The organism is Pseudomonas sp. BMS12, assembly GCF_001592875.1.
Taxonomy (GTDB): domain Bacteria; phylum Pseudomonadota; class Gammaproteobacteria; order Pseudomonadales; family Pseudomonadaceae; genus Aquipseudomonas.
In genome coordinates this window covers 21,145-43,726 of the sequence record NZ_LSOF01000014.1, presented here as the reverse complement: position 1 = coordinate 43,726, position 22,582 = coordinate 21,145, and the positions used below count along the sequence as shown (strand labels likewise).

Annotated in this window: 21 protein-coding genes; 7 read left to right on the top strand and 14 right to left on the bottom strand. The window is 65.1% G+C overall.

Annotation, left to right across the window (positions count from 1 at the left end; translation table 11 throughout):
• Positions 1-36: 36 nt before the first annotated feature.
• The 6 genes from AYB31_RS13925 to bacA form a co-directional block, all read right to left on the bottom strand.
• Positions 37-5,283, bottom strand: coding sequence for a DNA repair ATPase (locus AYB31_RS13925; RefSeq protein WP_068829297.1), 5,247 nt, complete (start codon positions 5,281-5,283; stop codon positions 37-39).
• A 153-nt stretch (positions 5,284-5,436) separates the two neighbouring features.
• Positions 5,437-5,676 (bottom strand): hypothetical protein, encoded by a 240-nt coding sequence (locus tag AYB31_RS13920; RefSeq protein ID WP_068829296.1) that lies wholly within the window; start codon positions 5,674-5,676, stop codon positions 5,437-5,439.
• Between the two features lie 70 nt (positions 5,677-5,746).
• Positions 5,747-7,810, bottom strand: coding sequence for a flotillin family protein (locus AYB31_RS13915; protein WP_082805307.1), 2,064 nt, complete (start codon positions 7,808-7,810; stop codon positions 5,747-5,749).
• 40 nt (positions 7,811-7,850) lie between these two features.
• Positions 7,851-8,489 carry an OB-fold-containig protein gene (locus AYB31_RS13910; RefSeq protein ID WP_068829294.1) on the bottom strand — a complete coding sequence of 213 codons (639 nt, stop codon included), beginning with the start codon at positions 8,487-8,489 and terminating at the stop codon, positions 7,851-7,853.
• A gap of 60 nt (positions 8,490-8,549) precedes the next feature.
• Positions 8,550-9,245: a PspA/IM30 family protein gene (locus AYB31_RS13905; protein WP_068829293.1), complete on the bottom strand. Its 696-nt coding sequence runs from the start codon at positions 9,243-9,245 to the stop codon at positions 8,550-8,552.
• Positions 9,246-9,256: 11 nt separating this feature from the next.
• Positions 9,257-9,877 carry a biofilm formation regulator BacA gene (gene bacA, locus AYB31_RS13900; RefSeq protein ID WP_068829292.1) on the bottom strand — a complete coding sequence of 207 codons (621 nt, stop codon included), beginning with the start codon at positions 9,875-9,877 and terminating at the stop codon, positions 9,257-9,259.
• Positions 9,878-10,140: 263 nt separating this feature from the next.
• On the opposite strand from bacA, the gene AYB31_RS13895 reads away from it, so the two are divergent.
• The 5 genes from AYB31_RS13895 (at position 10,141) to AYB31_RS13875 (ending at position 14,553) form a co-directional block, all read left to right on the top strand.
• Positions 10,141-11,337: a CaiB/BaiF CoA transferase family protein gene (locus tag AYB31_RS13895; protein ID WP_068829291.1), complete on the top strand. Its 1,197-nt coding sequence runs from the start codon at positions 10,141-10,143 to the stop codon at positions 11,335-11,337.
• Complete coding sequence (locus AYB31_RS13890) at positions 11,324-11,569, top strand: hypothetical protein (RefSeq protein WP_153020718.1); 246 nt, start codon at positions 11,324-11,326, stop codon at positions 11,567-11,569. Before AYB31_RS13895 ends, AYB31_RS13890 begins: the two co-directional genes overlap by 14 nt.
• A gap of 129 nt (positions 11,570-11,698) precedes the next feature.
• On the top strand, positions 11,699-12,640 hold the full coding sequence (locus AYB31_RS13885; protein WP_068829289.1) for an ornithine cyclodeaminase family protein: 942 nt from the start codon (positions 11,699-11,701) through the stop codon (positions 12,638-12,640).
• Complete coding sequence (locus AYB31_RS13880; protein ID WP_068829288.1) at positions 12,637-13,761, top strand: NAD(P)/FAD-dependent oxidoreductase; 1,125 nt, start codon at positions 12,637-12,639, stop codon at positions 13,759-13,761. Before AYB31_RS13885 ends, AYB31_RS13880 begins: the two co-directional genes overlap by 4 nt.
• A 162-nt stretch (positions 13,762-13,923) precedes the next feature.
• On the top strand, positions 13,924-14,553 hold the full coding sequence (locus AYB31_RS13875; RefSeq protein ID WP_068829287.1) for a helix-turn-helix transcriptional regulator: 630 nt from the start codon (positions 13,924-13,926) through the stop codon (positions 14,551-14,553).
• A 2-nt stretch (positions 14,554-14,555) separates the two neighbouring features.
• Here AYB31_RS13875 and AYB31_RS13870 read toward each other — a convergent pair whose 3' ends face one another.
• From AYB31_RS13870 to AYB31_RS13860, 3 genes are all read right to left on the bottom strand, one after another.
• Positions 14,556-16,082, bottom strand: a complete 1,527-nt coding sequence (locus tag AYB31_RS13870; protein WP_068829286.1) for a flavin-containing monooxygenase — start codon at positions 16,080-16,082, stop codon at positions 14,556-14,558.
• An 82-nt stretch (positions 16,083-16,164) separates the two neighbouring features.
• Positions 16,165-16,512 carry an antibiotic biosynthesis monooxygenase family protein gene (locus AYB31_RS13865; RefSeq protein ID WP_068829285.1) on the bottom strand — a complete coding sequence of 116 codons (348 nt, stop codon included), beginning with the start codon at positions 16,510-16,512 and terminating at the stop codon, positions 16,165-16,167.
• Positions 16,509-16,841, bottom strand: coding sequence for an NIPSNAP family protein (locus AYB31_RS13860; protein WP_068829284.1), 333 nt, complete (start codon positions 16,839-16,841; stop codon positions 16,509-16,511). The genes AYB31_RS13865 and AYB31_RS13860 overlap by 4 nt, the downstream gene beginning before the upstream one ends.
• Before the next feature lie 73 nt (positions 16,842-16,914).
• Here AYB31_RS13860 and AYB31_RS13855 point away from each other — a divergent pair, with 73 nt between their 5' ends.
• Positions 16,915-17,595, top strand: a complete 681-nt coding sequence (locus AYB31_RS13855; protein WP_068829283.1) for an ArsR/SmtB family transcription factor — start codon at positions 16,915-16,917, stop codon at positions 17,593-17,595.
• A gap of 16 nt (positions 17,596-17,611) precedes the next feature.
• Here AYB31_RS13855 and AYB31_RS13850 read toward each other — a convergent pair whose 3' ends face one another.
• The 5 genes from AYB31_RS13850 to AYB31_RS13830 form a co-directional block, all read right to left on the bottom strand.
• Positions 17,612-18,388, bottom strand: a complete 777-nt coding sequence (locus tag AYB31_RS13850; RefSeq protein ID WP_068829282.1) for an ABC transporter substrate-binding protein — start codon at positions 18,386-18,388, stop codon at positions 17,612-17,614.
• Between the two features lie 242 nt (positions 18,389-18,630).
• Positions 18,631-19,086, bottom strand: a complete 456-nt coding sequence (moaE, locus tag AYB31_RS13845) for a molybdopterin synthase catalytic subunit MoaE (RefSeq protein WP_068829281.1) — start codon at positions 19,084-19,086, stop codon at positions 18,631-18,633.
• A 1-nt stretch (position 19,087) separates the two neighbouring features.
• Positions 19,088-19,333 carry a MoaD/ThiS family protein gene (locus AYB31_RS13840; RefSeq protein WP_068829280.1) on the bottom strand — a complete coding sequence of 82 codons (246 nt, stop codon included), beginning with the start codon at positions 19,331-19,333 and terminating at the stop codon, positions 19,088-19,090.
• A complete protein-coding gene (gene moaC / locus AYB31_RS13835; RefSeq protein ID WP_068829279.1) occupies positions 19,330-19,821 on the bottom strand; it encodes a cyclic pyranopterin monophosphate synthase MoaC in 492 nt (163 codons plus the stop codon). The genes AYB31_RS13840 and moaC overlap by 4 nt, the downstream gene beginning before the upstream one ends.
• 109 nt (positions 19,822-19,930) lie before the next feature.
• Positions 19,931-21,322, bottom strand: coding sequence for a PhoH family protein (locus tag AYB31_RS13830; protein ID WP_068829278.1), 1,392 nt, complete (start codon positions 21,320-21,322; stop codon positions 19,931-19,933).
• A gap of 475 nt (positions 21,323-21,797) precedes the next feature.
• On the opposite strand from AYB31_RS13830, the gene yaaA reads away from it, so the two are divergent.
• Entirely contained in the window at positions 21,798-22,577 is a 780-nt protein-coding gene (gene yaaA / locus AYB31_RS13825) for a peroxide stress protein YaaA (RefSeq protein ID WP_068829277.1), read from the top strand.
• Positions 22,578-22,582 lie beyond the last annotated feature (5 nt).

Sequence of the window (22,582 nt, the reverse complement as noted above, 5' to 3'; positions counted from 1 at the left end):
CGGCCAGCAGCTGCAGACGCGGCGCCAGCCAGGCCGTCACGCCTGCTCCGGCCCTGGTTCGACAGGCGGTTGTGGCGCGCCGAGAAACTGCCCCAGCTCGCGCAGGCGCTGGGACATCTCGTGCATACGGTTATGCGTGCGCAGGTCGATGTCGATCTTCTTGTCCATGGCGTTCATCAACGGCAGGAAGCTGTTCTGCAGGGTGCCGGCCAGGCTCTCCAGCAATGTCTGCACGCCAGGTTGCGGCGGTGCCTGCACGGCCACCTCGACCTGCGGTTGCAGGGTGCCAAGGCGCTGCAGCCCGGCCAACAGCTCGTCCCAGGGCACCTGCGGGGCGGCCTGGGGCTCGCGCTGCAGATTGCCGCCAAGGGCGCGGATGCCTTCGACCAGGTCGTTGAGCTGGGCCACCACACGGGCCCCAACATCGCTGTCGCTGCCGCCCATGGCCTTGTTGCGCAGGAAGTCGCGCTTGATCTGCGCCCAGCGCTCGCCCTGCTCCGCGGTCATGTTACCGCGCAGCTCTGCCAGCTTGAGCAGGTTCTCCTCGGCCCCAGTGGTGAGCAGTTGCGACTCGCCCTGGTAATGGTCGGCGATCAGCTGCAGCAGCTCGGCGTCGTTCATCACCGAGCTGATCTTCTCCGCCATCTTGTTCATGTTGCGATAGCTGCCCTGAAGCTTGAACGGCGGCTCGCTGCGGTAGTGGTCGGCCTGGGCGGCGCTGGCGATGTACTGCTGGTTGACCTTGAGCACCACGTCACGCACCTGCATCAGACGCTGCAGGGTACTGACGATCTCGTTGATCTCGGCGCCGCTGTAGCCATGGCTCAACTCGTTGGCGGAGAACGGCTTGCCCTCGGCCTTGGCGACGAAGCGGTAGACATCGGCCATGTCGCGGGTAGCCAGCGGCGCCAGCACCGGGTTGGAGGTCAGGCCGTTCTCGATGTAGGACAACGCGAAGGCTTCCTGCATGCCGCCCAGGGTGTCGCCGAGGTTGTAGATGTCGGCGCGGTTGGCCAGCATGTCCGGAATCTTGAAGACTTCGCCGGACTCGGTGTAGGGGTTGCCCGCCATCACCACGCAGAACTTCTTGCCGCGCATGTCGTAGGTCTTGGTCTTGCCCTTCCACACGCCCTCGATGCGCCGGGTCCCGTCGCACAGCGAGATGAATTTCTGCAGGAATTCCGGGTGGGTGTGCTGAATGTCGTCGACATAGAGCATCACGTTGTTGCCCATCTCCAGCGCCAGGTTGAGCTTCTCCAGCTCCTGACGCGAAGTGGCGTCCGGCGCCTGCGCCGGGTCGATGGAGCGCACCTCGTGGCCCAGCGCCGGGCCGTTGATCTTCATGAAGATCAGGCCGAGGCGGTGCGCCACGTATTCCATCAGCGTGGTCTTGCCGTAGCCGGGCGGCGAGATGAGCATCAGTAGGCCCATCAGGTCGGTGCGCTTGTTCTCGCCGGCGGTGCCCATCTGCTTGGCCAGGTTGTCGCCAATCACGCCCAGGTAGACGTCGTTGATCAGCTTGTTGCGCACGAAGGAGCTCAGCGGCTTGGGCTTGAACTCGGCCAGGCGCAGGGCCTCGCGCTCGCGGTTGATCACCTCCTGACGCAGCGCCTGGTAGCGCTGCAGTCCCGGCAGGAAACGCTGGCGATGCGCGCGCAGACGGGCGAAGAAATCGTCTACCGCCAAGACCAGCTGCTGCTCCTGGATGCGCGGGTGCTCGCCCATCAGACCGCTGACGGTGAAGCGCAAATCCACTTCGCTGGAGCGACCGGGGAAGCCTTCATCAAGCAGCGCCAGGGCGGTGGCTTCGGCCACGTAGCCGCGCAGCGCGGCGAACTCGTCCTGGGCACACAAGCCCTGCAACCAGTTGCCCGCCAAGGCCCACTGCGCCGCCGGGCGGCCTTCGAGCTTGGCCAGGGCCTGCTGGTAGTCGTCCCACATGCGCGCGCCTTGCAGGCGCAGCTCGAGGCCTTCAAGTAGTTGCTTGGCGTATTTGCTGAAAACGAATTCGATGCGCTCGGCAGCCAGCTCCTGCACCAGGTACTCGGCCGCCTCGCCTACCACCGCCGTGTCCAGTCCCAGCGGCTGCTCGCCGAGGAAGACCTGCAGCGCGCCGTCGATCTCGCCTTGCAACTGGCGCAGGCCGGCATCCTGACCGAACAGCTGCTGGATATGCCGACTGGTGCGCGCCCGCTGCGGCCACTGCGCGGCAGCCTCCACGCCCGACTGAATGTCCCAGAACAGGCAGGCCAGCGCCCGCGCCTCGGCGCCATAGCGCAGCAGCCCGGCGCTGTCGCGCAGCGGCAGCAGGGCGGCGAGAATCGCGGCGGCGTCGTGGTCGTGAATGCCCTTCTCGTAGCCTTCCTTGTAGCGCGGCGCAGCGAAGTCGCGGATCAGCTTGGCCAGTTCGTCCGGTTGCGCCAGCAGGGATTTCAGGCGTTCCAGGTCGAGGCCTTCGCGGCCCTCGTCGGCGGCGGCAAGCACCTCGCCGGCCAGGTATTCGGCACGGTACAGATGCTCGGATTCGGACTCCAGCGCCACCTGCCAGAACGGCTTGAGCGCCTCCAGCTCGGTATTGGCCAGGGGTTCGAGGAAGTCGGTGCCGGTCAGGTGCAGGTACAGCGCATCGCCGCGCGGCAGCAAGGTCAGGTCCAGCTCCTGGGTGTTGACGCTGAAACGGTGACGCGGGCCGAGCTTGATGACGTTGCCGCCCTCTTCGAACAGCTCGCTCTTGTCGCGCAGTGCACGCACCGCCTGGTCGCGGGCACCCTTGAGGCGCGCCTCGATATCGTCGGCCTTGACGCTGTCCTTCAGCGCCCGCAGGCGCTCGCCCATCTCGCGCAGCTTGAGGATCAGCGGGTCGGCGGCGAAGAAGGCGTTGAGCTCCTCGGCCAGGGTGAACTTGGCGGTGCGCCGGCCGAGGCTGTCGAGGATGCGCTTGGCCGCATCCAGCACGCTCTGCGCCTTGCGCTGACGCTCATCGAGCAAAGCCTGTTTGTGCGCCTCGAAGGTTTCCAGCAGCTCCTCGCGCTTGGCCAGGATGTCGCCGAGGAACTGCTCCTGGTCGCCGAACTGGCTCTCCAGTTCCTCCAGCTGCACCAGCAGGCGCGCCAGCTGCTCGTCGCAGCGCTCCGGGTCCTGGGCCTGGCCTAGGGCGTTGGTGATGCCCTGGCTGAACAGTTTGAACTGGGCACCGAACTGCGCCACCGTCTCGGCCGAGCCCAAGCCTTTGCGCCGCTGCTCGGCACGCGCCTTGGCCTGGTTGAGGCGCGCATAGATCTCGGAAATCGACTCGACGATACGCGTGCGCTGGGTGGCGTCGTCGATCTTCAGCGACGCCATCAGACTGGACAGCATGTCCAGGTCCGCAGCCATGGTTTGAAGCTCGCCCAGCGGCTCGTTGAGCTGGGCCACGCTCTCGGCCTTCTGCGCCTGCTCGTCGAGCGCCTGCAGGCGGGTGACGAAGGGCTGCAGCGCCGCCTCGCTGGCGAGGAAGCTGGCAGTGGCCGCCGCGGTGCGCTCCTGGGCGGCCAGCAGTTCGGCCTCCATCGCATCCAGGCGCGCGATGTCGATGTAGCGGTACTCGCGAATGGTCAGCAGCAGGCCGCGCTGAGCGGTGATGCCGTTGAGGCCATCGACGAAGCTCTGCACCTGATCCCAGCTGTCCGGCAGCAGGCCGCCGAGCAGCGTCTTGTGGCGGCTTTCGGCGTCGACCATGGCCTGCGCCGACTGCTTGCGGATGCTCTCGACCTTCTCGTACTCGTCCAGCACCAGCTCGGCGGTGGCGGCGATCTCGCGCAGCAGCGGCGCCAGGCCGGCCAGCTGCTCACTGCCCAGCCAGTGGTAGGCATCGAACAGGCGACGGGTGTTCTGGCACAGCAGACCATAGCGCTGCACCGAGACTGACGGCGTGTCGATCTCGCGGCACAGGTCGTAGAGGTCGGAGACGCCTCGTACCAGCTCGGCGTTGCCGATCTTGCCGAGGAAGCCGCTGCGCGCCGGCTGGCGGGCGGCGAATTCTTCGCTGCAGAACGGCGTCTGCCAGATCTGCATCGGGTGGATGCGCGTCGGCTCCTCGCCTTCGGCGGCGAAAATCACCGTGCGCCCATCTTCCAGGCGCGCGTAGCCATGACCGAACAGCGGGTTCTGCAGCTGGCGGTTGATCATGTTGTAAGTGAGCAGTACCGAACGACCTTCCTCCGGGTGGTAGAAGATGTACTGCACGTCCTCGCCGTTGGGCGAGCGCACGGCGCGCTTGAAGCGCATGCCGTCCATCGACTGTTCGAAGGTCTTGTGCTCACCGCTCTGCAGGTAGTAGCCGCCAGGGAAGATGATGCCGTGGTCTTCCGGCAGCTGCACGCAGGCCAGGCCGATGGCGTCGATGCGTTCGACCTTGCCGGTGAGGCCATTGAACACCAGATAGCGCCACTGCTCCTCGCGGTACGGCAGGATCTTCAGCAGGATCAGGCCGCCCAGGCGGGCGAACTCGATCTGGCCGTCGTCGAGCGACTGGGTCTTGTCCAGCACCTCCTCGCGGTAGATGCCCAGGCCATCCTCGGTGTTGTTCTCGACCTTGATGGTGAGGTCGCCGCCGATGGTCTCGACGAACAGGGTATCGAGGATATTGATGTGCGGATGGCGGCCTTCGACCACCATCTCGCGGGTGGCCTTGGTCCACTCGAAATCGAACGGCGCCGGCAGGGCGATGTCACGTTCGCCACGGTTGTCGATGTAGCGCACGTCCTTGCCGTCGACCGAGATCGACCAGCGAAACACGCGAATGTCGCTGATCCGTTCGCCGATCTGGAAGCTGGCCAGCAGCTTGCCGTCGCGCACCATCAGCTGCAGCAGACGGGTGTTCTTGTAGTAGCTGTACAGCTCGTTGAAGTCGGCAACGAAGCTGGCCTGGGCCAGGAAGCTGCCCTCCAGTGGCACCGGCTCGGCTTCGTAGCCTTCGTCCTGTTCGACCAGCCGATAGAGCGAGAACACATCCTCGACGCGGGTTTCCTTCTTCAGGCCGAGGAACACGTTGTAGCCGAACAGCAGGCAGTCGCCGACCTGGACGATGTCGCGGGCGATGCAGTTGTTCTCGGTGCGGATGCGCACCCGTCCGACCACTTCCATCTGGCTGCTGCCAAACTCCTCCAGGCGCTGCTGGTTGAGCTGGTCGGTGGTCTGCCGCAGACGCTGGCCCTGGTCCAGCAGGCGCTTGTGCAGCACCTCGTAGGCGCCGCCCTCGGCGACGGCCTTGTCCAATACGTCCTGGGTGTGTGCGTCCGACATCGTGACCTTCCTGGATCTGCCCGGCGGGTGGGCGATAACGCCCGACCGAGCGTGACTGAACTAGCGAGTGAAACGGGAGCTCGGGCGAGCCCCGCGAGCCGTCGGCAAGCACGTTCGACGGCTCAAGGCGGCACAATGCCGCCTGGGCGGCATTCAGGCGCCGATTTTCTGCATGACCTGGGCGATCTTGTCCTGCATGGGGGCATCGATCTCCTCAGGTTTGATCCGCGCGACGATGTTCTTCAACACGCGGATCTCGTTGTCGTCGATCACGCCATCGCGCTCGGCGATGGCTAGCAGCGAGCCCAGCTCCTGCACATCCAGGCGGCCGTCGTTGGCGAAGCACTGGATCGAGCGGAAGGACATTTCCAGATAGTCTCTTGGTTCAGACATAAGCGTTCCTTGTCTACTGACGTTGAATGGAGAGGTATGCAGCGGACGCTACGTCCGCTGCGCAGGTGCATCAGGCGCCGGCGGCCGGTGCAGCGCCGTCGAGCTTGCTCTCGGCGAGTACCGAGGCGGCTGGCGCCTTGCCGGCCAGCAGGCGCGACAGGACGTCCTGCACCACCGGGCTCTTGCCGACCACGCCTTCGATGGCCTTGCCCACCGACAGCGATTTGGCGAAGGAGTTGAAGAAGTCGCCTTCGCCGCCGACGATTTCGATCTTCGCCTTGCCCAGCGCGGTGGCGAGCACCTCGGCCTGGTCCTTGGCGATGTCCTTGTTGGCGGCGATGGCGGCCATGGCCTCCTCGAAGCTCTTCTCCAGCTGCATGCGGAACTCTTCGTGCTGACGCGCGCTGTCGCTGAGGGCGTCGAGCGCACCGAACTTCTTGCCCAGGCCCTCGGCCTCGGCATTCAGGCGTTGCAGCAGGATGTCCGCTTCGGCAGTGCCCAGATCCTTGGTCGCCTGGGCCTTGGCGGTACCGAGCTGCTGCTCGCCGCGCGCCTGGGCGCCCAGCTTCTCTTCCAGCACCTTGGCTTCGGCCAGGCCGTCCTTCTCCTTGGCAGAGGCCTGGGCCTCCAGCACACGGGCCTCGGCCAGGCCTTTCTCCTGTTCGCCCTTGGCTTCGGCGATCAGCTGCTCGGCACGTACGCGGGCCTCGGCCAGACCTTCCTTCTCCTTGGCCGCAGCGGTGACTTCCAGTACGCGGGCGTCGGCCAAACCAGGCGCGGCGCGCTCGGCCTCGATGCCCTCGGCCATGCGCTTCTTGGCCTCGGCCTGCTTGGCCGCGGCTTCCAGTTCGGCCTGGGCCAGGTTGTTGATTTCCACTGCACGGTGCTTGGAGCGGGTCTCGTCGGCTTCGGCCTGCTTAACCTGGCGCACCAGCTCCTGCTCGGCCTGCGCCTGAGCCTGCAGCACGATGACCTGCTTGGCGCGCTCGGCCTCGGAGACCTCGCGCACTTCCTTGATGCGCTCTTCTTCCTGGGCCACGGTCTTCTCGACTGCGACGCGCTCGCGGATCACGTTGGCGATGTTCTTGCGCTGCTCTTCCAGAGCCTTCTCGGCCTCGATGCGCTGCAGCTCGACCTCGCGCTCGCGGGCGACCACTTCCAGGTCCTTGGCGCGGGTGACTTTCTCCACCTCGATGACCACGGCACGCTGGCGGTTCTGCTGCGCCACTTCCACTTCGCGCTGGTGATTCTCGGCGCGGATGTCCAGCTCCTGCTGGGTCTGGATGCGCGCCTGCTCGGCTTTCAGACGTTCCTCTTCCTTGACCTTGAAGGTCTCGGCCTCTTCGCGGGCACGGATGGTCTCGATCTCACGCTTCTGCCGCGCCTCGGCATCGGCCTGCTGGCGCTCCAGGGCCAGGGTGGCCTCGCGGGTCTCGACGTTCTTCTTCTTGATCGCCAGTTCCTCGTTGCGCTCCAGGTCATTGGTGATGACGTTCTGCGCGGCGGTCAGCTGGGTGATCTTGCGGATACCCTCGGCGTCGAGAATGTTGCTCGGGTCCAGCGAGGCCTTGGAGGTCTGCTCCAGGTAGTCGATGGCGACGTCTTCCAGCACGTAGCCGTTGAGGTCGTTGCCAATCACCTCGACGATGCGGTCGCGGAAATCCTGACGGTTCTCGAACAGCTGGACGAAGTCGAACTGCTTGCCGACAGTCTTCAGCGCCTCGGAGAACTTGGCGTTGAACAGCTCGTTGACCGCCGCGCGATCGGAAGCCCGGTCCACACCGATGGCCTTGGCCACCTTGAGCACGTCTTCCTGGGTCTCGTTGACGCGCAGGTAGAAGGCCACGGTGATGTCGGCGCGCATGTTGTCCTTGCAGATCAGGCCGTCCTTGGCGCGACGGTCCACCTCCAGGGTGATCAGCGAGATGCGCATGAACTCCTTGAGGTAGATCACCGGGTACACCAGGGCACCGGTGAAGTGCACCTTGGGCGTCGAGGACATGTCGTTGACGATCAGCGCCGTGCCCTGCGGGACCTTGATGTAGAAGGCCTTGAACAGCACGAAGAAGCCAAAGATCACCAGGAAGAAAATACCGACGCCCATCAGGAACGGCATCACCATTTCGAGGCTCATTACAATCAATCTCCTTTGATTCTGAAGGTGGTTCTGCGGCTCAGAGGCCCTTGAACTCGTCCTCGGTTATGACCCGGTAGGCGTGTTCGCCCTCCAGATACTCCAGCAACACGACTCGGTCGCCACGTTTGAAACCACGTGCCTCATCGGCACGCACGCGCAGGATCAGGCCCGCGCCACCGTCTTCCAAAGTCGCTTCGCCATGACTGAGGGTCACCCGCCCGCTACGCACCACGGCGGTCTGTCCCAGCACTGACTTGCTGGTGGTGGCCTCCAGCTTGCGAAACAGCGGGCGCAGCGGCCGGCACAGCGCAGCGCTGACCGGCACCGCCAGCACCAGCGCACCGAAGGCAATCACCAGGCCCAGCGGATAACGCAGAAAACCCAGCGGCAGATAGCGCAGCAGCAGCAACTCGACGAAGTAGCTGACGAGCCAGGCGAAGAAGAACAGCAGGGTCAGCACCAGAGTCACCGGCACCCCGTTCAGCCCCAACTTGAGCAACAGGCCAGCCAGCCCCTCGGGCTGCACCGAGTCCAGAGTGGAGTCGGCCTCGATATCGAGCAGGTCCACCTCAAGGATGCCCAGTGCGGCGACGCACCAGTACAGCACCGCCACACACAGCAGGAAGCTGAAGATGACGGTGGGAAAGGCAAAAGCGGTGAGCAGGAAATTTTCCATGGTGTTCCTATTCCTGAATCAAGAAGCAGGGCCCGCAGGCCCCACCCACTGCCACCAAGATCAGGACTTGGCCTTGTCCTTGAGGCGCGCCAGCACGCTGTCGGCACTGCCGTTGTCAGCGACGATACCGGCAGCACGCAGCTTGGCTTCCAGCGACTCGTCGACGTTGCTCGCCTCAGCCAGCTCGGCGGTCGCCTCCATCTTCGCTGCCCGCTCGGCCTGCTGTTGCTTGATTCGCTCCAGCGACTCCACTGCGGTGTGCAGCTTGGCCTGCGAGCCGCCATAGCGCTGGGCCACGGCCATCTGCGCCTTCTGCACGCTCTCGGTGGCCTTGACCGTATCCACCTGTTGTTTCAGGCGTTTGATGTTGGCCTCGGCCTGGCTCACTGCCTTGCGCAGCTGGGCCACGCTGGCGGCATAGGCCTCCGCCTGCTCGCGCTCGCCAGCCTGCTCGGCTTCCAGGTTGGCGATCTTGATCGCCACTTCCTTGGCCAGCTCCTCGTTACCAGCCTCCAGGGCCTTGAGCGCGTACTGCTCGTACTCGTCGACCTTGGCCGTGCTTTTGCCGGCGCGCTCGGCGGCCAGTTTCTGCTTGGCCATGATCTCGGCCAGCGCTTCCTTGGATTTGCGCAATTCCAGGTCGGCGTCGCGAATCTCCTGATCGAGAATGCGCAGGGCCTGGCTATCCACCATGGCTTCGCCCACTTCGTTAGCACCGCCGCGCAGTGCGGTCAGCAGTTTGCTCCATACATTCATGGCAAAACTCCTTAGGCAGCGGCCTTGAGGAAGCCCTCATAGGCTTCGGTGGCCTTGATCACGTTGTCCGCCAGCAACTCGATTTCCAGCACCACGTTGGACAGGATCGAGGTCGCGCTCAAGGCGCCGAACATGGTGTAACAGTCCTGCCCATCCGGCAGCTTTTCCAGGCCGATGCAGGACAGCGGGAACAGCTTGTGGCTGCGCAGCACTTCCTCGTTGAAGGCCGCAACATCACGTACCTCGCTGGTCGGCCAGAGCACCGCCTCGACGATGATCTGCTCGCCAACCACCGCCATGAACAACGGCAGGTCGCCGTACTCGGCCATGGTGATATGCAGACTGGCGTCCGCGCCCTGGATCAGCTCGATAGCTGCGCGCCCATCCTTGAACAACTCCGTCGCGGCCAGCGCATCGAACAGCGCCTGCGCGTTCCACACCTGAGGCATGCTCATACCTCCCTCCTTCTCCGTAGAGTCCAGCCTCGGTTGAGGCTGGCGTAGTTTGCGTTCGAACGCCGCGAGCAACGGGGCGTGCTCGGGCAGGATCCACACCTCTTTCTTGACCAGGCCCTGCTCACGCAGGCGCTGGCGAAAGAGACGTTGGTAATGGGCTGATGATTTGCTTTCCATGAGGGCAGACTAGGCAATCACATGTAATGAATCAACAACTCACATGTAATATTTTCAAACGAGTGTATGAGGCCCGCGCAAGACTCGGCCTTGCAGCATGACAGCCACCGGATAATCAACGAGAAAGGCAGACGAACAGCAGGAGGGGAGCCATCCTGGCCCGAAGGAGAGAGTGCGCATCCTTTCGCTCGGTGATTTAACCGCAGATACTGCGCCGACGAAACCCACGGAGCGCCGACCAGGTCGCACTAAGAGGAAGCCAGATGACCCCCAGCAAACCCCTCGCCGGCCTGAAAGTGATCGAGCTCGGCAGCCTGATCGCCGGCCCTTTCGCCTCGCGTATCTGCGCCGAGTTCGGCGCCGAGGTGATCAAGGTCGAGTCGCCGGATGGCGGTGACCCGCTGCGCAAGTGGCGCAAGCTGTACGAGGGCACCTCGCTGTGGTGGTTCGTGCAGGCGCGCAACAAGCGCTGCATCACCCTCAACCTCAAGCACGAGGACGGCCGAGAAGTCCTGAAGAAGTTGCTGGCCGAGGCGGACATCCTGATCGAGAACTTCCGCCCCGGCGTGCTGGAAAAGCTCGGCCTGGGCTGGGACGTGCTGCACGCGCTCAATCCCAAGCTGGTGATGGTGCGCCTGTCCGGCTTCGGCCAGAGCGGCCCGCTGAAGGATCAGCCGGGTTTCGGCGCGGTCGGCGAGTCGATGGGCGGGCTGCGCTATATCACCGGCTTCGAGGACCGTCCGCCGGTGCGCACCGGCATCAGCATCGGCGACTCCATCGCCGCCCTGTGGGGCGTGATCGGCGCGCTGATGGCGCTGCGTCAGCGTGAGGTCAATGGCGGCGCCGGCCAGGTGGTCGACGTGGCGCTGTACGAGGCGGTGTTCGCCATGATGGAGTCGATGATTCCGGAGTTCGATGTGTTCGGCTTCATCCGTGAGCGCAGCGGCAACATCATGCCGGGCATCACGCCCTCCTCCATCCACACCTGCGCGGATGGCAAACATATCCAGATCGGCGCCAACGGCGATGCGATATTCCAGCGCTTTATGCGCGCAATCGACCGAGAAGACCTGGCTAGCGACCCGAGCCTGGCCGACAACGCCGGTCGCGACACCCGCCGCGACGAGCTCTATGGCGTGATCGACCGCTGGGCCGGCTCGCTGCCCCTGACCGAGGTGGAAGCCGTGCTGGTGCGTGCCGAGGTGCCGGCCAGCCGCATCTACTCGGCCGAGGACATGCTCGGCGACCCGCAGTTCCTCGCCCGCGAAATGTTCCTCAGCGCCAAGCTGCCGGACGGCAAGCCGTTCAGGATGCCCGGCATCGTGCCCAAGTTGAGCGAGACGCCGGGCAGCGTCGAGTGGACCGGGCCGCAACTGGGCGAGCACAACGCGCAGGTGCTCGGCGAACTGGGCTACAGCGCCGAGCGCATCGCCGAACTACAGGCCCGTGGCGCGATCTGAGGTGCGCCGGGCCATCACGCTGCTTCTGACCAGCCTGGCTGCCAGCTACCTCGGCAGCGCCTTGCTGGCCGCCAGCTGCGCGGCATTCGTCTTCGCCCAGGCCTTCGGCAACACCTGGAGCAGCCGCGAAGTCATCCTCGGACTCGTCGTGATGCAATTGCCCCTGTTCGCCCTGGCGGCGCTGCCGGGCGCTCTACTGGCGGCCGTGAACCGCAGCCCTTCAGGCCGCTGAAGCCACGGGGTTCGCCCCAGCGGTTTGATCATCCTGCGACATAAGCGACCAACCAAGCGTCAGCCCGATTGCCGATATAAACTTTTATGTCCAATATAGACTTAATAGTTTACATCTTGGAGAGTCGCCATGACCCGCGTGATTGACCAGACCGAGGCCGAACGCCTGCTCGCGCGCATCGACGTGCACCAGGCCATGCGCACCATGTTCGCCAGCCTGGCCAGCGGCCGTGCCGTACAACCGGCCCAGCAACTGGTCGAATTCCCCGGTGGCGGCGACTTCATCAACTACCTGGGCGTGCTGGCCGACGAGGGCGTCTACGGGGTCAAGACCTCGCCCTATCTCCCCGGCCCGCATGGCGCCACCGTCACCGCCTGGACCCTGCTGATGTCCATGCGCAGCGGCCAACCGCTGCTGCTGTGCGACGCCAAGAGCCTGACCACCGCGCGCACGGCCGCCACCACCGCCCTGGCGGTGGACGAACTGGCCCCCGCAGGCGCCAGCCGCCTGGCCATCATCGGCAGCGGCCCGGTGGCCCAGGCCCATCTGCACCATGTGCAGAACCTGCGCGAATGGCAGAGCATCGGCGTCTACTCCCCAAGTCTGGCCAGCAGGAGTGCAAGCGAACGCGAGGCGCTCCAGGCGCTCGATCCACGCCTGCAGCTGTGCGCCAGCCAGGACGAGGCCGTGCGCGAGGCCGAGGTCATCCTGCTGTGCACCTCCTCCGCCGCGCCTATCCTCGATCCGCTGAGCCTGGGCCACAACGCGCTGGTCACCTCGATCAGCACCAACGCGCCCCGCGCCCACGAAGTGCCGCCGGCCAGCCTGAGCGGCATGGATGTGTACTGCGACTACCGTGTCACTACCCCCGGGGCGGCCGGCGAAATGCTGCTGGCCGCAGAGCGCGGCTGGAGCCCGAGCCTGATCCGCGGCGACCTGGCCGAGCTGGTCAGCGGCCTCGCCGAGAAGCCGGACTACACCCGTCCGGTCTTCTTCCGCTCCATTGGCCTGGGCCTGGAAGACATGGCCCTGGCCAACGCCCTTCACCAGTTGCTGGAGCAAGACCTGTGATCGACGTCGACTACCTGATCATCGGTGCCGGTATCGCCGGTGCCAGCACCGGCTACTTCCTCGCCCCACACGGCAAGACCGTGCTGCTGGAGCGCGAAACTCAGCCCGGCTACCACAGCACCGGGCGTTCGGCAGCGCTCTACACCCTGGCCTATGGCACGCCCCAGGTGCGCGCCCTGACCGCCGCCAGCCGTGCCTTTCTCGACCAGCCGCCAGCCGGCTTCAGCGAGCACCCGCTGCTCAGCCCGCGCGGCGAGCTGGTGGTGGATTTCAGCGGCGACCCGGACGAACTGCAACGCCAGTTCGCCAGCGGCAAGGCCAGCGTGCCCGACATGCGCCTGCTCAGCGCCGACGAGGCCTGCGCACTGGTGCCGGTATTGCGCCGTGACAAGGTGCACGGGGCGATGCTCGACCCCAGCGCGGCCGACATCGACACCGACGCCCTGCACCAGGGCTTCCTGCGCGGCATCCGCCAACAGGGCGGGGAAATTCATTGCGGGCAGGCGGTAAGCGATATCGACCCGCTTGCCGATGGCTGGCAGGTGCGTTGTGGCGAGCAGCTGTACCGCTGCCGCGTGTTGGTCAACGCTGCCGGCGGCTGGTGCGACGAAATAGCCCGGCTCGCCGGCGTCGACCCCATTGGCCTGACACCCAAGCGCCGCGCCGCCTTCACCTTCCTGCCACCGGAAGGGCTCGACAGCCATGCCTGGCCCTGCGTGGTCGACCTCAATGAAGCCTTCTACTTCAAACCGGACGCCGGCCAGCTGCTCGGTTCGCCGGCCAACGCCGACCCGGTCGCCGCCCACGACGTGCAGCCCGAGGAGCTGGACATCGCCATGGGTATCTACCAGATCGAGGAGCACACCAGCCTGACGATCCGCCGCCCGCAACACACCTGGGCCGGCCTGCGCAGCTTCGTCGCCGACGGCGATCTGGTGGGCGGTTACGACACCAACGCCGCCGGTTTCTTCTGGGTCGCCGCCCAGGGCGGCTACGGCATCCAGACCAGCGCGGCGATGGGCGAAGCCTGCAGCGCCCTGATCCGCCAGCAACCGCTGCCGGCACGCTTCGCCGAGTTCGGCCTGAGCGCCGCCATGCTCTCACCCGCACGCCTGCGGTAACGGGCAACAACCTCTGTGGGAGCGGCTTCAGCCGCGCGATTGGCAGCGCGGCGCCGCACCGTTCCAGCAAAGGCCTGCACCGACCACAAGATCGACGCGAGCCTGCGCCATGCGGCACACTCGCAACGCTCCGCCTCGCGGAGCGCCGAACGGAGCCCTTGCATGAAGCCAACCCCCGCCGCCGACCTGGACAACTTCCGCGCCGTCGCCGATGCCATCGCCACCCTGTTCTTCCCGCATGTCGAGGTGGTCCTGCACGACCTGCGCACGCAGAAGATCGACCACATCGCCAACAATATTTCCAAGCGCGCAATCGGCGACGAAGCGGCGCTGGAAGACCTGCTGGAAAACACCCCGGACGAGCGCAATATCGGCCCCTACGAGAAGCTCAACTGGGATGGGCAGAAGATCCGTTCGCTCAGCACCGTACTGCGCGACAGCGCCGGCACGCCGATCGCCGTGCTGTGCCTGAACCTGAACATCTCCATGTTCGAGAGCGCCAAGCAGGCGCTGGACCTGTTCCTCTCGGCCAGCAAGCTGATCCCGCAGCCCGACGCCCTGTTCCGCGACGACTGGCAGGAACGCATCAACACCTTCCTGCATGGCTGGCTGCAACAGCGCCAGCTCGGCCTCAACCTGCTGACTCGCGAGCACAAGCGCGAGCTGGTCGAGGCGCTGCACGCCGAAGGTGCATTCAAGGGCAAGAGCGCCGCCAACTACATCGCCAACGTGCTCAACATGGGTCGCGCCACGGTGTACAAGCACCTCAAGGAGATCAAGGGCGAGGCCTGAGCCTAGCGCCCGGCCTGCAACTCCTGCACGCAGTCGCCCTCGGCGCCTGCCGTCTCCTCGGCGCCCCCTGCACGGAACGCCTCGAAGCGCAGGATGCCATCCTCGATCGGCCCCTTGCACAGCAGCTGCACATCCTTGCGATAGTCGTTGAGCACCTGCCAGGGCGCGCGATCCCCCTGGCGCGGCAGGATGCCGTCGGCACGCCGCACATAGCCCGAATTCAGCGAGCTCATCACGCTGCTGTCCAGCGCACAGCCCTGCTCGTCGCGAGCCACGAATACCTGCTGGCCGTGCTCGCCCAGGTGATTGAGCAAACGACAGACATACTCGGCGGCGATATCCGCCTTGAGCGTCCAGGACGCGTTGGTGTAGCCGAATATCCACGCCGCATTGGGCACGTCCTGCACCAGCACGCCCTTGTACACCAGCTTGCTGGGCACCCGGCAGGGCTCGCCATCGATGCTCAGCTGCATGCCGCCGAGCAGCTGCATCTTCAGGCCGGTGGCGCTGACGATGATGTCCGCCGGCAACTCCTGCCCCGACTGCAGACGCACCCCGGCGGCAGTGAGCGTCTCGATGGCACCGGTCACCACCTGGGCCTTGCCGGCCTTCAGCGCCTTGAACAGGTCGCCATCGGGTACCGCGCACAGGCGCTCGTCCCACGGCTGGTAGCGCGGGGTGAAATGACTGAGGTCATGGTCCTCGCCCAGCTCCTTGCGCACGCCACGCAGCAGCAGCCAGCGCATGAAGCGCGGCCAGCGCTTGGCCGCCTTGAACATCTGCCGTTGCACGGAGATGTTGCGCTGGCGCGCCAGGTGATACACCCAGCGCTCCGGCAGCACCTTGAGCAACAGTGCCGAGAGCTTGTCCCGTGAGGGCATCGAGAAGATGTACGACGGCGAGCGCTGCAGCATGGTGACCTGCGCCGCCTGCTCGGCCAGCGCCGGCACCAGGGTCACGGCGGTGGCGCCGCTGCCGATCACCACCACGCGCTTGTCGCGGTAGTCGAGATCCTCGGGCCACTGCTGCGGGTGCACAAAGCGTCCGCGAAACTGCTCCATGCCGGGAAAGTCGGGCTGATGCCCGGCAGCATGGTCGTAGTAGCCGGTGCAGGACAGCAGGAAGTCGCAACTGAAGTGACGCGCCTCGCCGGTTTGGCTATCGCGGCCGATCAGCTGCCAGCGCCGCTGCGCGCTGGACCAGTTGGCCGCGAGCAGATCCACGCCATAGTGAATGTGCTGATCGACCCCGAACTCGCGCGCCGTATCCCCCAGGTACTGGCGGATCGAGGCGCCGTCGGCCAGCACCTTCAAGCCGTTCCATGGGCGCAGGGCATAACCGAAGCTGAACATGTCGGAATCGGAACGGATGCCGGGGTAGCGGAACAGGTCCCAGGTGCCACCCAGCGCCTGCCTGCGTTCGAGGATGGCGAAGCGCCGCTGCGGGCAGTGATGGCTGAGGTGACAGGCCATGCCGATGCCGGACAGGCCGGCACCGATGATGAGGACTTCGAAGTGCTGCGAATCCATGAACACGACTCTCCTGCGGCGACTGTTTTGACCCGCAAGCATGGACCCGAACCGGGCTGCGCGCCTAGTGGCATGCACAGACTCAGGCGCCGTGCAGCTCTCGAGAGTCGCGCGGCGCCTGTTCACGCTCGTGCAGGCCGTAGTCTCGCAGCACCTGAGCCACGCGCAGGCGGTAGTCGGCGAACACGCCGTCACGCCCGGCGCGCTGGGCTCGGCGATGCTCCTCGCCATTGCGCCACTGACGAATCGCCTGCTCATCGCGCCAGAACGACAGCGACAACAGCTTGCCCGGTTGGCTGAGACTCTCGAAGCGTTCGATGGACAGAAAGCCGTCGATACCTTCGAGCTGGCCACGCAGGTCGGCGGCCATGCCGAGATAGGCATCGTGCTGCCCCTCGGCTGGCTGCACCTCGAAGATCACCGCGATCATGTCCAGGCCTCCAGGCCCAGGGTGCCTTCGACGCCCTCGAGGAAGCTGCGCTGCTCGCGCAGGATGAACCGCTTGTCCTGGGCCAGGGCGAAGTTGGCTCGGCCTTCGGCATCGGTTTTCAAGCGTGCCCGATAGGTTTCATAGGCCGCCAGACTGGGAAAGGCGATCAGCCCCCAGGCAATGTCGTTGCTGCCCTCATGGGGCAGGAAGTAGCCAAGCAAATGACCGCCGCAACGCGGAATGATGCGCCCCCAGTTTTCGGCATATTCGCGGAAAGCCTCGCGCTGGAATGGGTCGATCTGATAACGGATGAAGCAGGTAATGGGCATGGGCCTGTCCTCCTGATTGACGTGCCCAGGCTAGCCCTTTGTCGACAGACAATGGTTCGACTAGGATCGAACCATGAAAGACGGACCCAATATCGCCCGCATCGCCGCCCTGATCGGCGACCACGCCCGTGCCGAGGTGCTCACCGCGCTGATGGCCGACCGCGCGCTGACCGCCACCGAACTGGCCGATCTCGCCGGCGTGAGCAAGTCGACCATGAGCACGCACCTGGCCAAGCTGCTCGACGCCGGGCTGATCGCCGCGGTCGCCCAAGGCCGTCACCGCTACTTCCGCCTGGCCGATGCCGATGTCGCCCACCTGCTCGAAGCCCTGATGGGCGTGGCCTTTCGCGCCGGCGCCGTGCGGGTCCGCTCCAGCCCACGCGAGCCCGCTCTGCGCAAGGCGCGCGTCTGCTACGACCACTTGGCCGGGGAGCTGGGAGTAAAGACCTACGAAGCGTTGGTGCAACGCGGCTGCATCGAGGAAAGCGCCGCAGCCCTGCACCTGACCGAGCGCGGTCGACAGTGGTTCAGCGCCCTGGATATCGACATCGAGGCTGCACAACACAAGCGCCGCCAGCTGTGCCGCCGCTGCCTGGACTGGAGCGAACGGCGCCACCACCTCGGTGGCGCACTGGGCGCGCAGTTGCTGCAACGCCTGCTGACGCTAGGCTGGGCCAGGCGCGACCCGGCATCGCGGGTCGTCACCTTCGGCCCACACGGCGAGCGCGAACTGCTGCGCCTGCTGCAGGACTGAGCCGCGCAGCCCGCCCTCAGTCGCCGTAGATATCGAAGCTGAAGTACTTGTCCTGGATCTTCTGGTACTCGCCACTGGCGCGGATACCGGCGATGGCGGCGTTGAGCTTGTCCAGCAGCGCCTGGTCGCCCTTGCGCACGGCGATGCCGGCGCCCTCGCCGAAGTAGTGCGGGTCGGTGAAGGCCGGGCCGACGAAGGCGAAGCCCTTGCCCTGCTCGGTCTTGAGGAAGCCCTCGTCGACCGGAATCGCATCGGCCAGGGTGCCGTCGACGCGGCCGGAGACCAGATCCAGATAGATCTCGTTCTGCGAGCTGTAGCGCACCACTTCCACGCCCTTGGGCGCCAGCACTTCGCTGGCGAAACGGTCGGTGGTGGTGGAGCGCTGCACCGCGATGCGCTTGCCCTTGAGGCTGGAGAAGTCCGCGCTGACCTCGGTGCCTTCCTTCATCGTCAGGCGCGCGGGGCTGTAGTAGTACTTGCCGGTGAAATCCACCGACTTGCGCCGCTCGTCGGTGATGGTCAGGGACGACAGCACCGCATCGACCTTCTTCACCTTGAGCGAGGGGATCAGGCCATCGAATTCCTGCTCGACCCACTGGCACTCGACCTTCATCTCGGCACACAGGGCGACGCCGATATCCACGTCGAAACCGGCGATGGAGCCATCGGCCTGCTTGAAGGCGAAGGGTGGGTAAGCGGCCTCGATCCCCAGGCGCAGGGGCTTGTCGGCGGCGAACAGGCTGGAGGCCATCAGGCCCAGGGCGAGACCGCCCAACAGTGCGAGTTTCTTCATGGTGTGACTCCCGGATGCGCCCACCACAGGGTGGGCAGGTTGGCGAGCAATAGCTGGGCAGAAGAACGCGCCGCCGGCCTAGGCCGGAGCAAGCAGAGCATGGGATTGCGCAAGAGCGTGAGCATGATCGGCAAACCGCTGATTTATACTTATAAGTCCATGTTGGACTTTTATGTATATATCGTCAACAGCCTGTCACAACCGCCAATCGGAGCGAGTGGCGGGTCTGGGTGTAGCCAGTCTCAGGATTTCGACCAGCGCTCGACGGCCTGCTGGTCGCTATGGCGCCCTTCCACCCAGCGCTGCCCGTCCGGGGTGTCTTCCTTTTTCCAGAAGGGCGCGCGGGTTTTCAGGTAGTCCATGATGAAGTTGCAGGCGTCGAACGCCGCCTGACGGTGGGCACTGGCGGTGCCGACGAAGACGATCGGCTCGCCCGGTTCGAGCCGGCCCACCCGGTGCAGCACCTCCACGCGCAACAGCGGCCAGCGCTGCTCGGCTTCGCTGACGATCTTCTCCAGGGCCTTCTCGGTCATACCCGGATAGTGTTCGAGGAACATGCCGCGCACGTCCTGGCCGTCGTTGTAATCACGCACATAGCCGACAAAGGTGACCACCGCGCCGATGCCCAGGTTGGCGGCATGCAGGGCATTGACCTCAACACCCGGATCGAAGGCTTCGACCTGCACGCGAACAGTCATCTCACCCCCCCGTGACCGTGGGAAAGAACGCCACTTCGTCGCCATCGGCCAGCTCGGTTTCCAGGCCGCACAGCTCCTGGTTGCGCGCGCACATCAGGTTCTGTTCGGCCAGCACCTGCCACACCCCGCCGCGCGCCAGCAGGTGCTGACGCAGCTCGTCGAGGGTCGCCAGCGCAGCGCGCTGCAGCTGTTCACCATCGATGCCCAGCACCTCTCGGTAACGGGCGAAATACTGTACGCGGATCATGTCGGGCTCCCTGCCACTTGGTCTTCCAGTTTGAAACTACCGCTCTTGCCGCCGGACTTCTCCAGCAGGCGCACGGTCTCGATGGTCATGCCGCGATCCACCGCCTTGCACATGTCGTAGATGGTCAGGGCAGCGACGCTGGCGGCAGTCAGCGCTTCCATTTCCACGCCGGTCTGCCCGGCCAGCTTGCAGCGCGCCTGAATACGCACGCAATCCACGCCTTCGGCCTGCAACTCAACCTTGACGCTGGTGAGCATCAGTGGGTGGCACAGGGGAATGAGATCGGACGTTTTCTTCGCCGCCTGGATGCCGGCGATGCGCGCCACGGCGAACACGTCACCCTTGGGGTGGCTGCCGTCGGCGATCATCGCCAGGGTGGCTGGCAGCATGCGTACGCGGGCTTCGGCCACCGCCTCACGCGAGGTCACCGCCTTGTCGGTGACGTCGACCATGTTGGCGCGGCCCTGGGAATCGAGATGGGTCAACACTGCGAAAATCTCCTCGTCGGTGCCGCTCGGGCGGCACGCGTCGAGTCGATTGTATACAAGTCAGTCGGTGAATAGGCAGCGGGCGGCCGCAGCCGCCCGCCCAGCGGTACTACATGTGGCTTTCGGCGTACTCGGCCAGCAGCGAACGCGGCACCCCTTGCAGGGTGATGTGCACGCCGTGTTCGAAGTCCTTGAAGCGCTCGGTGAGGTAGGTCAGGCCGGAGCTGGTGGCGGACAGATAGGGAGTATCGATCTGCGCCAGGTTGCCCAGGCAGATCACCTTGGAGCCGTTGCCAGCGCGGGTGATGATGGTCTTCATCTGGTGCGGGGTGAGGTTCTGGCACTCGTCGATCAGGATCAGGCTCTGCTGGAAGCTGCGCCCGCGGATGTAGTTGAGCGACTTAAATTGCAACGGCACCTTCTGCAGGATGTAGTCGACGCTGCCGTGGGTGCTCTCGTCGTCCGAATGCAGGGCCTCCAGGTTGTCGGTGATGGCACCGAGCCAGGGCTCCATCTTCTCCGCCTCGGTGCCAGGCAGGAAGCCGATGTCCTCGTCCAGCCCCTGCACGCTGCGGGTGGCGATGATGCGCCGGTAGCGCTTGCTGACCATGGTCTGCTCGATGGCCGCGGCCAGCGCCAGGATGGTCTTGCCCGAGCCGGCGGCGCCGGACAGGTTGACCAGGTGGATGTCCGGATCGAGTAGCGCATAGAGCGCCAGCGACTGGTACACGTCACGTGGGCGCAGGCCCCAGGCCTCCTGGTGCAGCAATGGCTCCTGGTGCAGGTCGAGGATGGTCAGGGTGCTGCCCTCGATGCCCTTGACCCAGCCGACGAAGCCCTGCTCGTCGATGATGAACTCGTTGATGTGCACGGCCGGCAGGTTGTCGGTGAGCTGCACCTGGTGCCAGGTACGGCCATGGCCCTGGCGGGTCTCGACCTTGCTCACGCGGTCCCAGAACGAGCCGTCCATGTTGTGGTAGCCGCGCGACAGCAGGGACACGTCGTCCACCAGCTGGTCAGTGTGGTAGTCCTCGGCGGCGATACCACAGGCACGCGCCTTCAGGCGCATGTTGATGTCCTTGGTCACCAGCACCACGGGCGAGCCGCTGCGCCGGCTCTGCAGTTCCACCAGCTGGTTGATGATCTTGTTGTCGTTGAGGTGCTCGGGCAGCCAGGTGATGGGCTCCGCGCGTTTGCTCATGAGAATCGACAGGGTGCCCTTGGGTTCGTTCTTGCCACGCTGAATAGGCACGCCCAGCTCCACCTCCTCCGGCGTGGCTTCGCCCAGCATCTGGTCGATCAGGCGGATGGCCTGGCGGCATTCGGCGGCGACCGTGTGCTTGCCGGTCTTGAGCTTGTCCAGCTCCTCCAGCACGGTCATGGGGATGGCGACGTGGTGTTCCTGGAAATTCAGCAGCGCGTTGGGATCGTGGATCAGGACGTTGGTGTCGAGGACATACAGGGTAGGCTGGGTGGAGCGGGTGCGTCCGTGATCATCCATACTCGGTCACCTTATCGAGAGGCCAGACGGCGACGGTGCGACAACGCTCCGTCGCGGGAGAACCGTCTTCCTGCCGGGACTGTCGACAGGATGCCTGCAAGGTGATGGCCGAGGCCCGCCACCTGATTTGCAGGGTTCGGCGGTCTGACTTCGTTAATACCCCAATCCTGATGACGGAAAAAAGACTTTTTTCTTCCCTTCGAGGCTTTTTTATCGGCACGACGAATAACCCTTGGCGCATCGGATAAGCGCCGTTACAGTCGGAAGTCCGGCCTCCTCGAATCGCCCCGGCGATTTCCTTCTCTCGGCCTCGACCGCCTCCGCCGAAAGCCCCGCACCACGTGCTCTGTAGCGCACATCAGTGTTCTGAACAGCCAGCATCTGCCGCGTGTCGACAGAACCAATCGCCCCCATAGGTAGAGTCACCACCCCCATCCGGCCTAGAATCGCGCCACGCTTTCTGGAGAGCCATTCGATGCTGTTGGTGATATCCCCCGCCAAGACCCTGGACTACGACACCCCTCCGGCCACGCCGAACTTCACCCAGCCGCAACACCTGGACCACGCCCAGGAACTTATCGGCCAGCTGCGGCAGATGAGCCCGCAGCAGATCGGCGAGCTGATGCATCTGTCGGACAAACTGGCCGCCCTCAACGTGGCGCGCTACGGCAGCTGGCAGCGGCCGTTCAATCCGTCCAACGCCAAGCAGGCGCTGCTGGCCTTCAAGGGTGACGTGTATACCGGGCTGGCCGCCGAAGACTTTTCCGAGGCCGACTTCGACTTCGCCCAGCAGCACCTGCGCATGCTCTCCGGCCTTTACGGCGTGCTGCGCCCGCTCGATCTGATGCAGCCTTACCGCCTGGAAATGGGCACCAAGCTGGCCAACGCCCGGGGCAAGAATCTCTATGACTTCTGGGGCGACGCCATCAGTGGCTGGCTCAACCAGGCACTGACCGAACAGGGCGATGACGTGCTGCTCAACCTGGCCTCCAACGAGTACTTCGGCGCGGTCAAGCGCAAGGCCCTGAACGCACGGGTCATCGACACCGAGTTCAAGGACCTGAAGAACGACCAGTACAAGATCATCAGCTTCTACGCCAAGAAGGCCCGCGGCCTGATGGCCCGCTACGTGATCAAGGAGCGTATCCGCGACCCCGAGCAACTCAAGGCCTTCGATTACCAGGGCTACCGCTACAGCGCCGAGCAGTCCAAGCCGGACAGCCTGGTGTTCCTGCGCGACCACGCGGAAGACTGATCTGG

What these genes read in the sequence shown, in the direction of transcription:
- AYB31_RS13855 (WP_068829283.1), top strand. Translation starts at nt 16,915, where the DNA reads ATGAAAGACGGACCCAATATCGCCCGCATCGCCGCCCTGATCGGCGAC.
- AYB31_RS13915 (WP_082805307.1), bottom strand. Translation starts at nt 7,810, where the DNA reads ATGAGCCTCGAAATGGTGATGCCGTTCCTGATGGGCGTCGGTATTTTC.
- AYB31_RS13860 (WP_068829284.1), bottom strand. Translation starts at nt 16,841, where the DNA reads ATGCCCATTACCTGCTTCATCCGTTATCAGATCGACCCATTCCAGCGC.
- AYB31_RS13910 (WP_068829294.1), bottom strand. Translation starts at nt 8,489, where the DNA reads ATGGAAAATTTCCTGCTCACCGCTTTTGCCTTTCCCACCGTCATCTTC.
- AYB31_RS13850 (WP_068829282.1), bottom strand. Translation starts at nt 18,388, where the DNA reads ATGAAGAAACTCGCACTGTTGGGCGGTCTCGCCCTGGGCCTGATGGCC.
- AYB31_RS13895 (WP_068829291.1), top strand. Translation starts at nt 10,141, where the DNA reads ATGACCCCCAGCAAACCCCTCGCCGGCCTGAAAGTGATCGAGCTCGGC.
- AYB31_RS13865 (WP_068829285.1), bottom strand. Translation starts at nt 16,512, where the DNA reads ATGATCGCGGTGATCTTCGAGGTGCAGCCAGCCGAGGGGCAGCACGAT.
- AYB31_RS13885 (WP_068829289.1), top strand. Translation starts at nt 11,699, where the DNA reads ATGACCCGCGTGATTGACCAGACCGAGGCCGAACGCCTGCTCGCGCGC.
- AYB31_RS13920 (WP_068829296.1), bottom strand. Translation starts at nt 5,676, where the DNA reads ATGTCTGAACCAAGAGACTATCTGGAAATGTCCTTCCGCTCGATCCAG.
- AYB31_RS13870 (WP_068829286.1), bottom strand. Translation starts at nt 16,082, where the DNA reads ATGGATTCGCAGCACTTCGAAGTCCTCATCATCGGTGCCGGCCTGTCC.
- AYB31_RS13830 (WP_068829278.1), bottom strand. Translation starts at nt 21,322, where the DNA reads ATGGATGATCACGGACGCACCCGCTCCACCCAGCCTACCCTGTATGTC.
- AYB31_RS13905 (WP_068829293.1), bottom strand. Translation starts at nt 9,245, where the DNA reads ATGAATGTATGGAGCAAACTGCTGACCGCACTGCGCGGCGGTGCTAAC.
- moaE (WP_068829281.1), bottom strand. Translation starts at nt 19,086, where the DNA reads ATGACTGTTCGCGTGCAGGTCGAAGCCTTCGATCCGGGTGTTGAGGTC.
- AYB31_RS13875 (WP_068829287.1), top strand. Translation starts at nt 13,924, where the DNA reads ATGAAGCCAACCCCCGCCGCCGACCTGGACAACTTCCGCGCCGTCGCC.
- bacA (WP_068829292.1), bottom strand. Translation starts at nt 9,877, where the DNA reads ATGGAAAGCAAATCATCAGCCCATTACCAACGTCTCTTTCGCCAGCGC.
- yaaA (WP_068829277.1), top strand. Translation starts at nt 21,798, where the DNA reads ATGCTGTTGGTGATATCCCCCGCCAAGACCCTGGACTACGACACCCCT.
- AYB31_RS13840 (WP_068829280.1), bottom strand. Translation starts at nt 19,333, where the DNA reads ATGATCCGCGTACAGTATTTCGCCCGTTACCGAGAGGTGCTGGGCATC.
- AYB31_RS13925 (WP_068829297.1), bottom strand. Translation starts at nt 5,283, where the DNA reads ATGTCGGACGCACACACCCAGGACGTATTGGACAAGGCCGTCGCCGAG.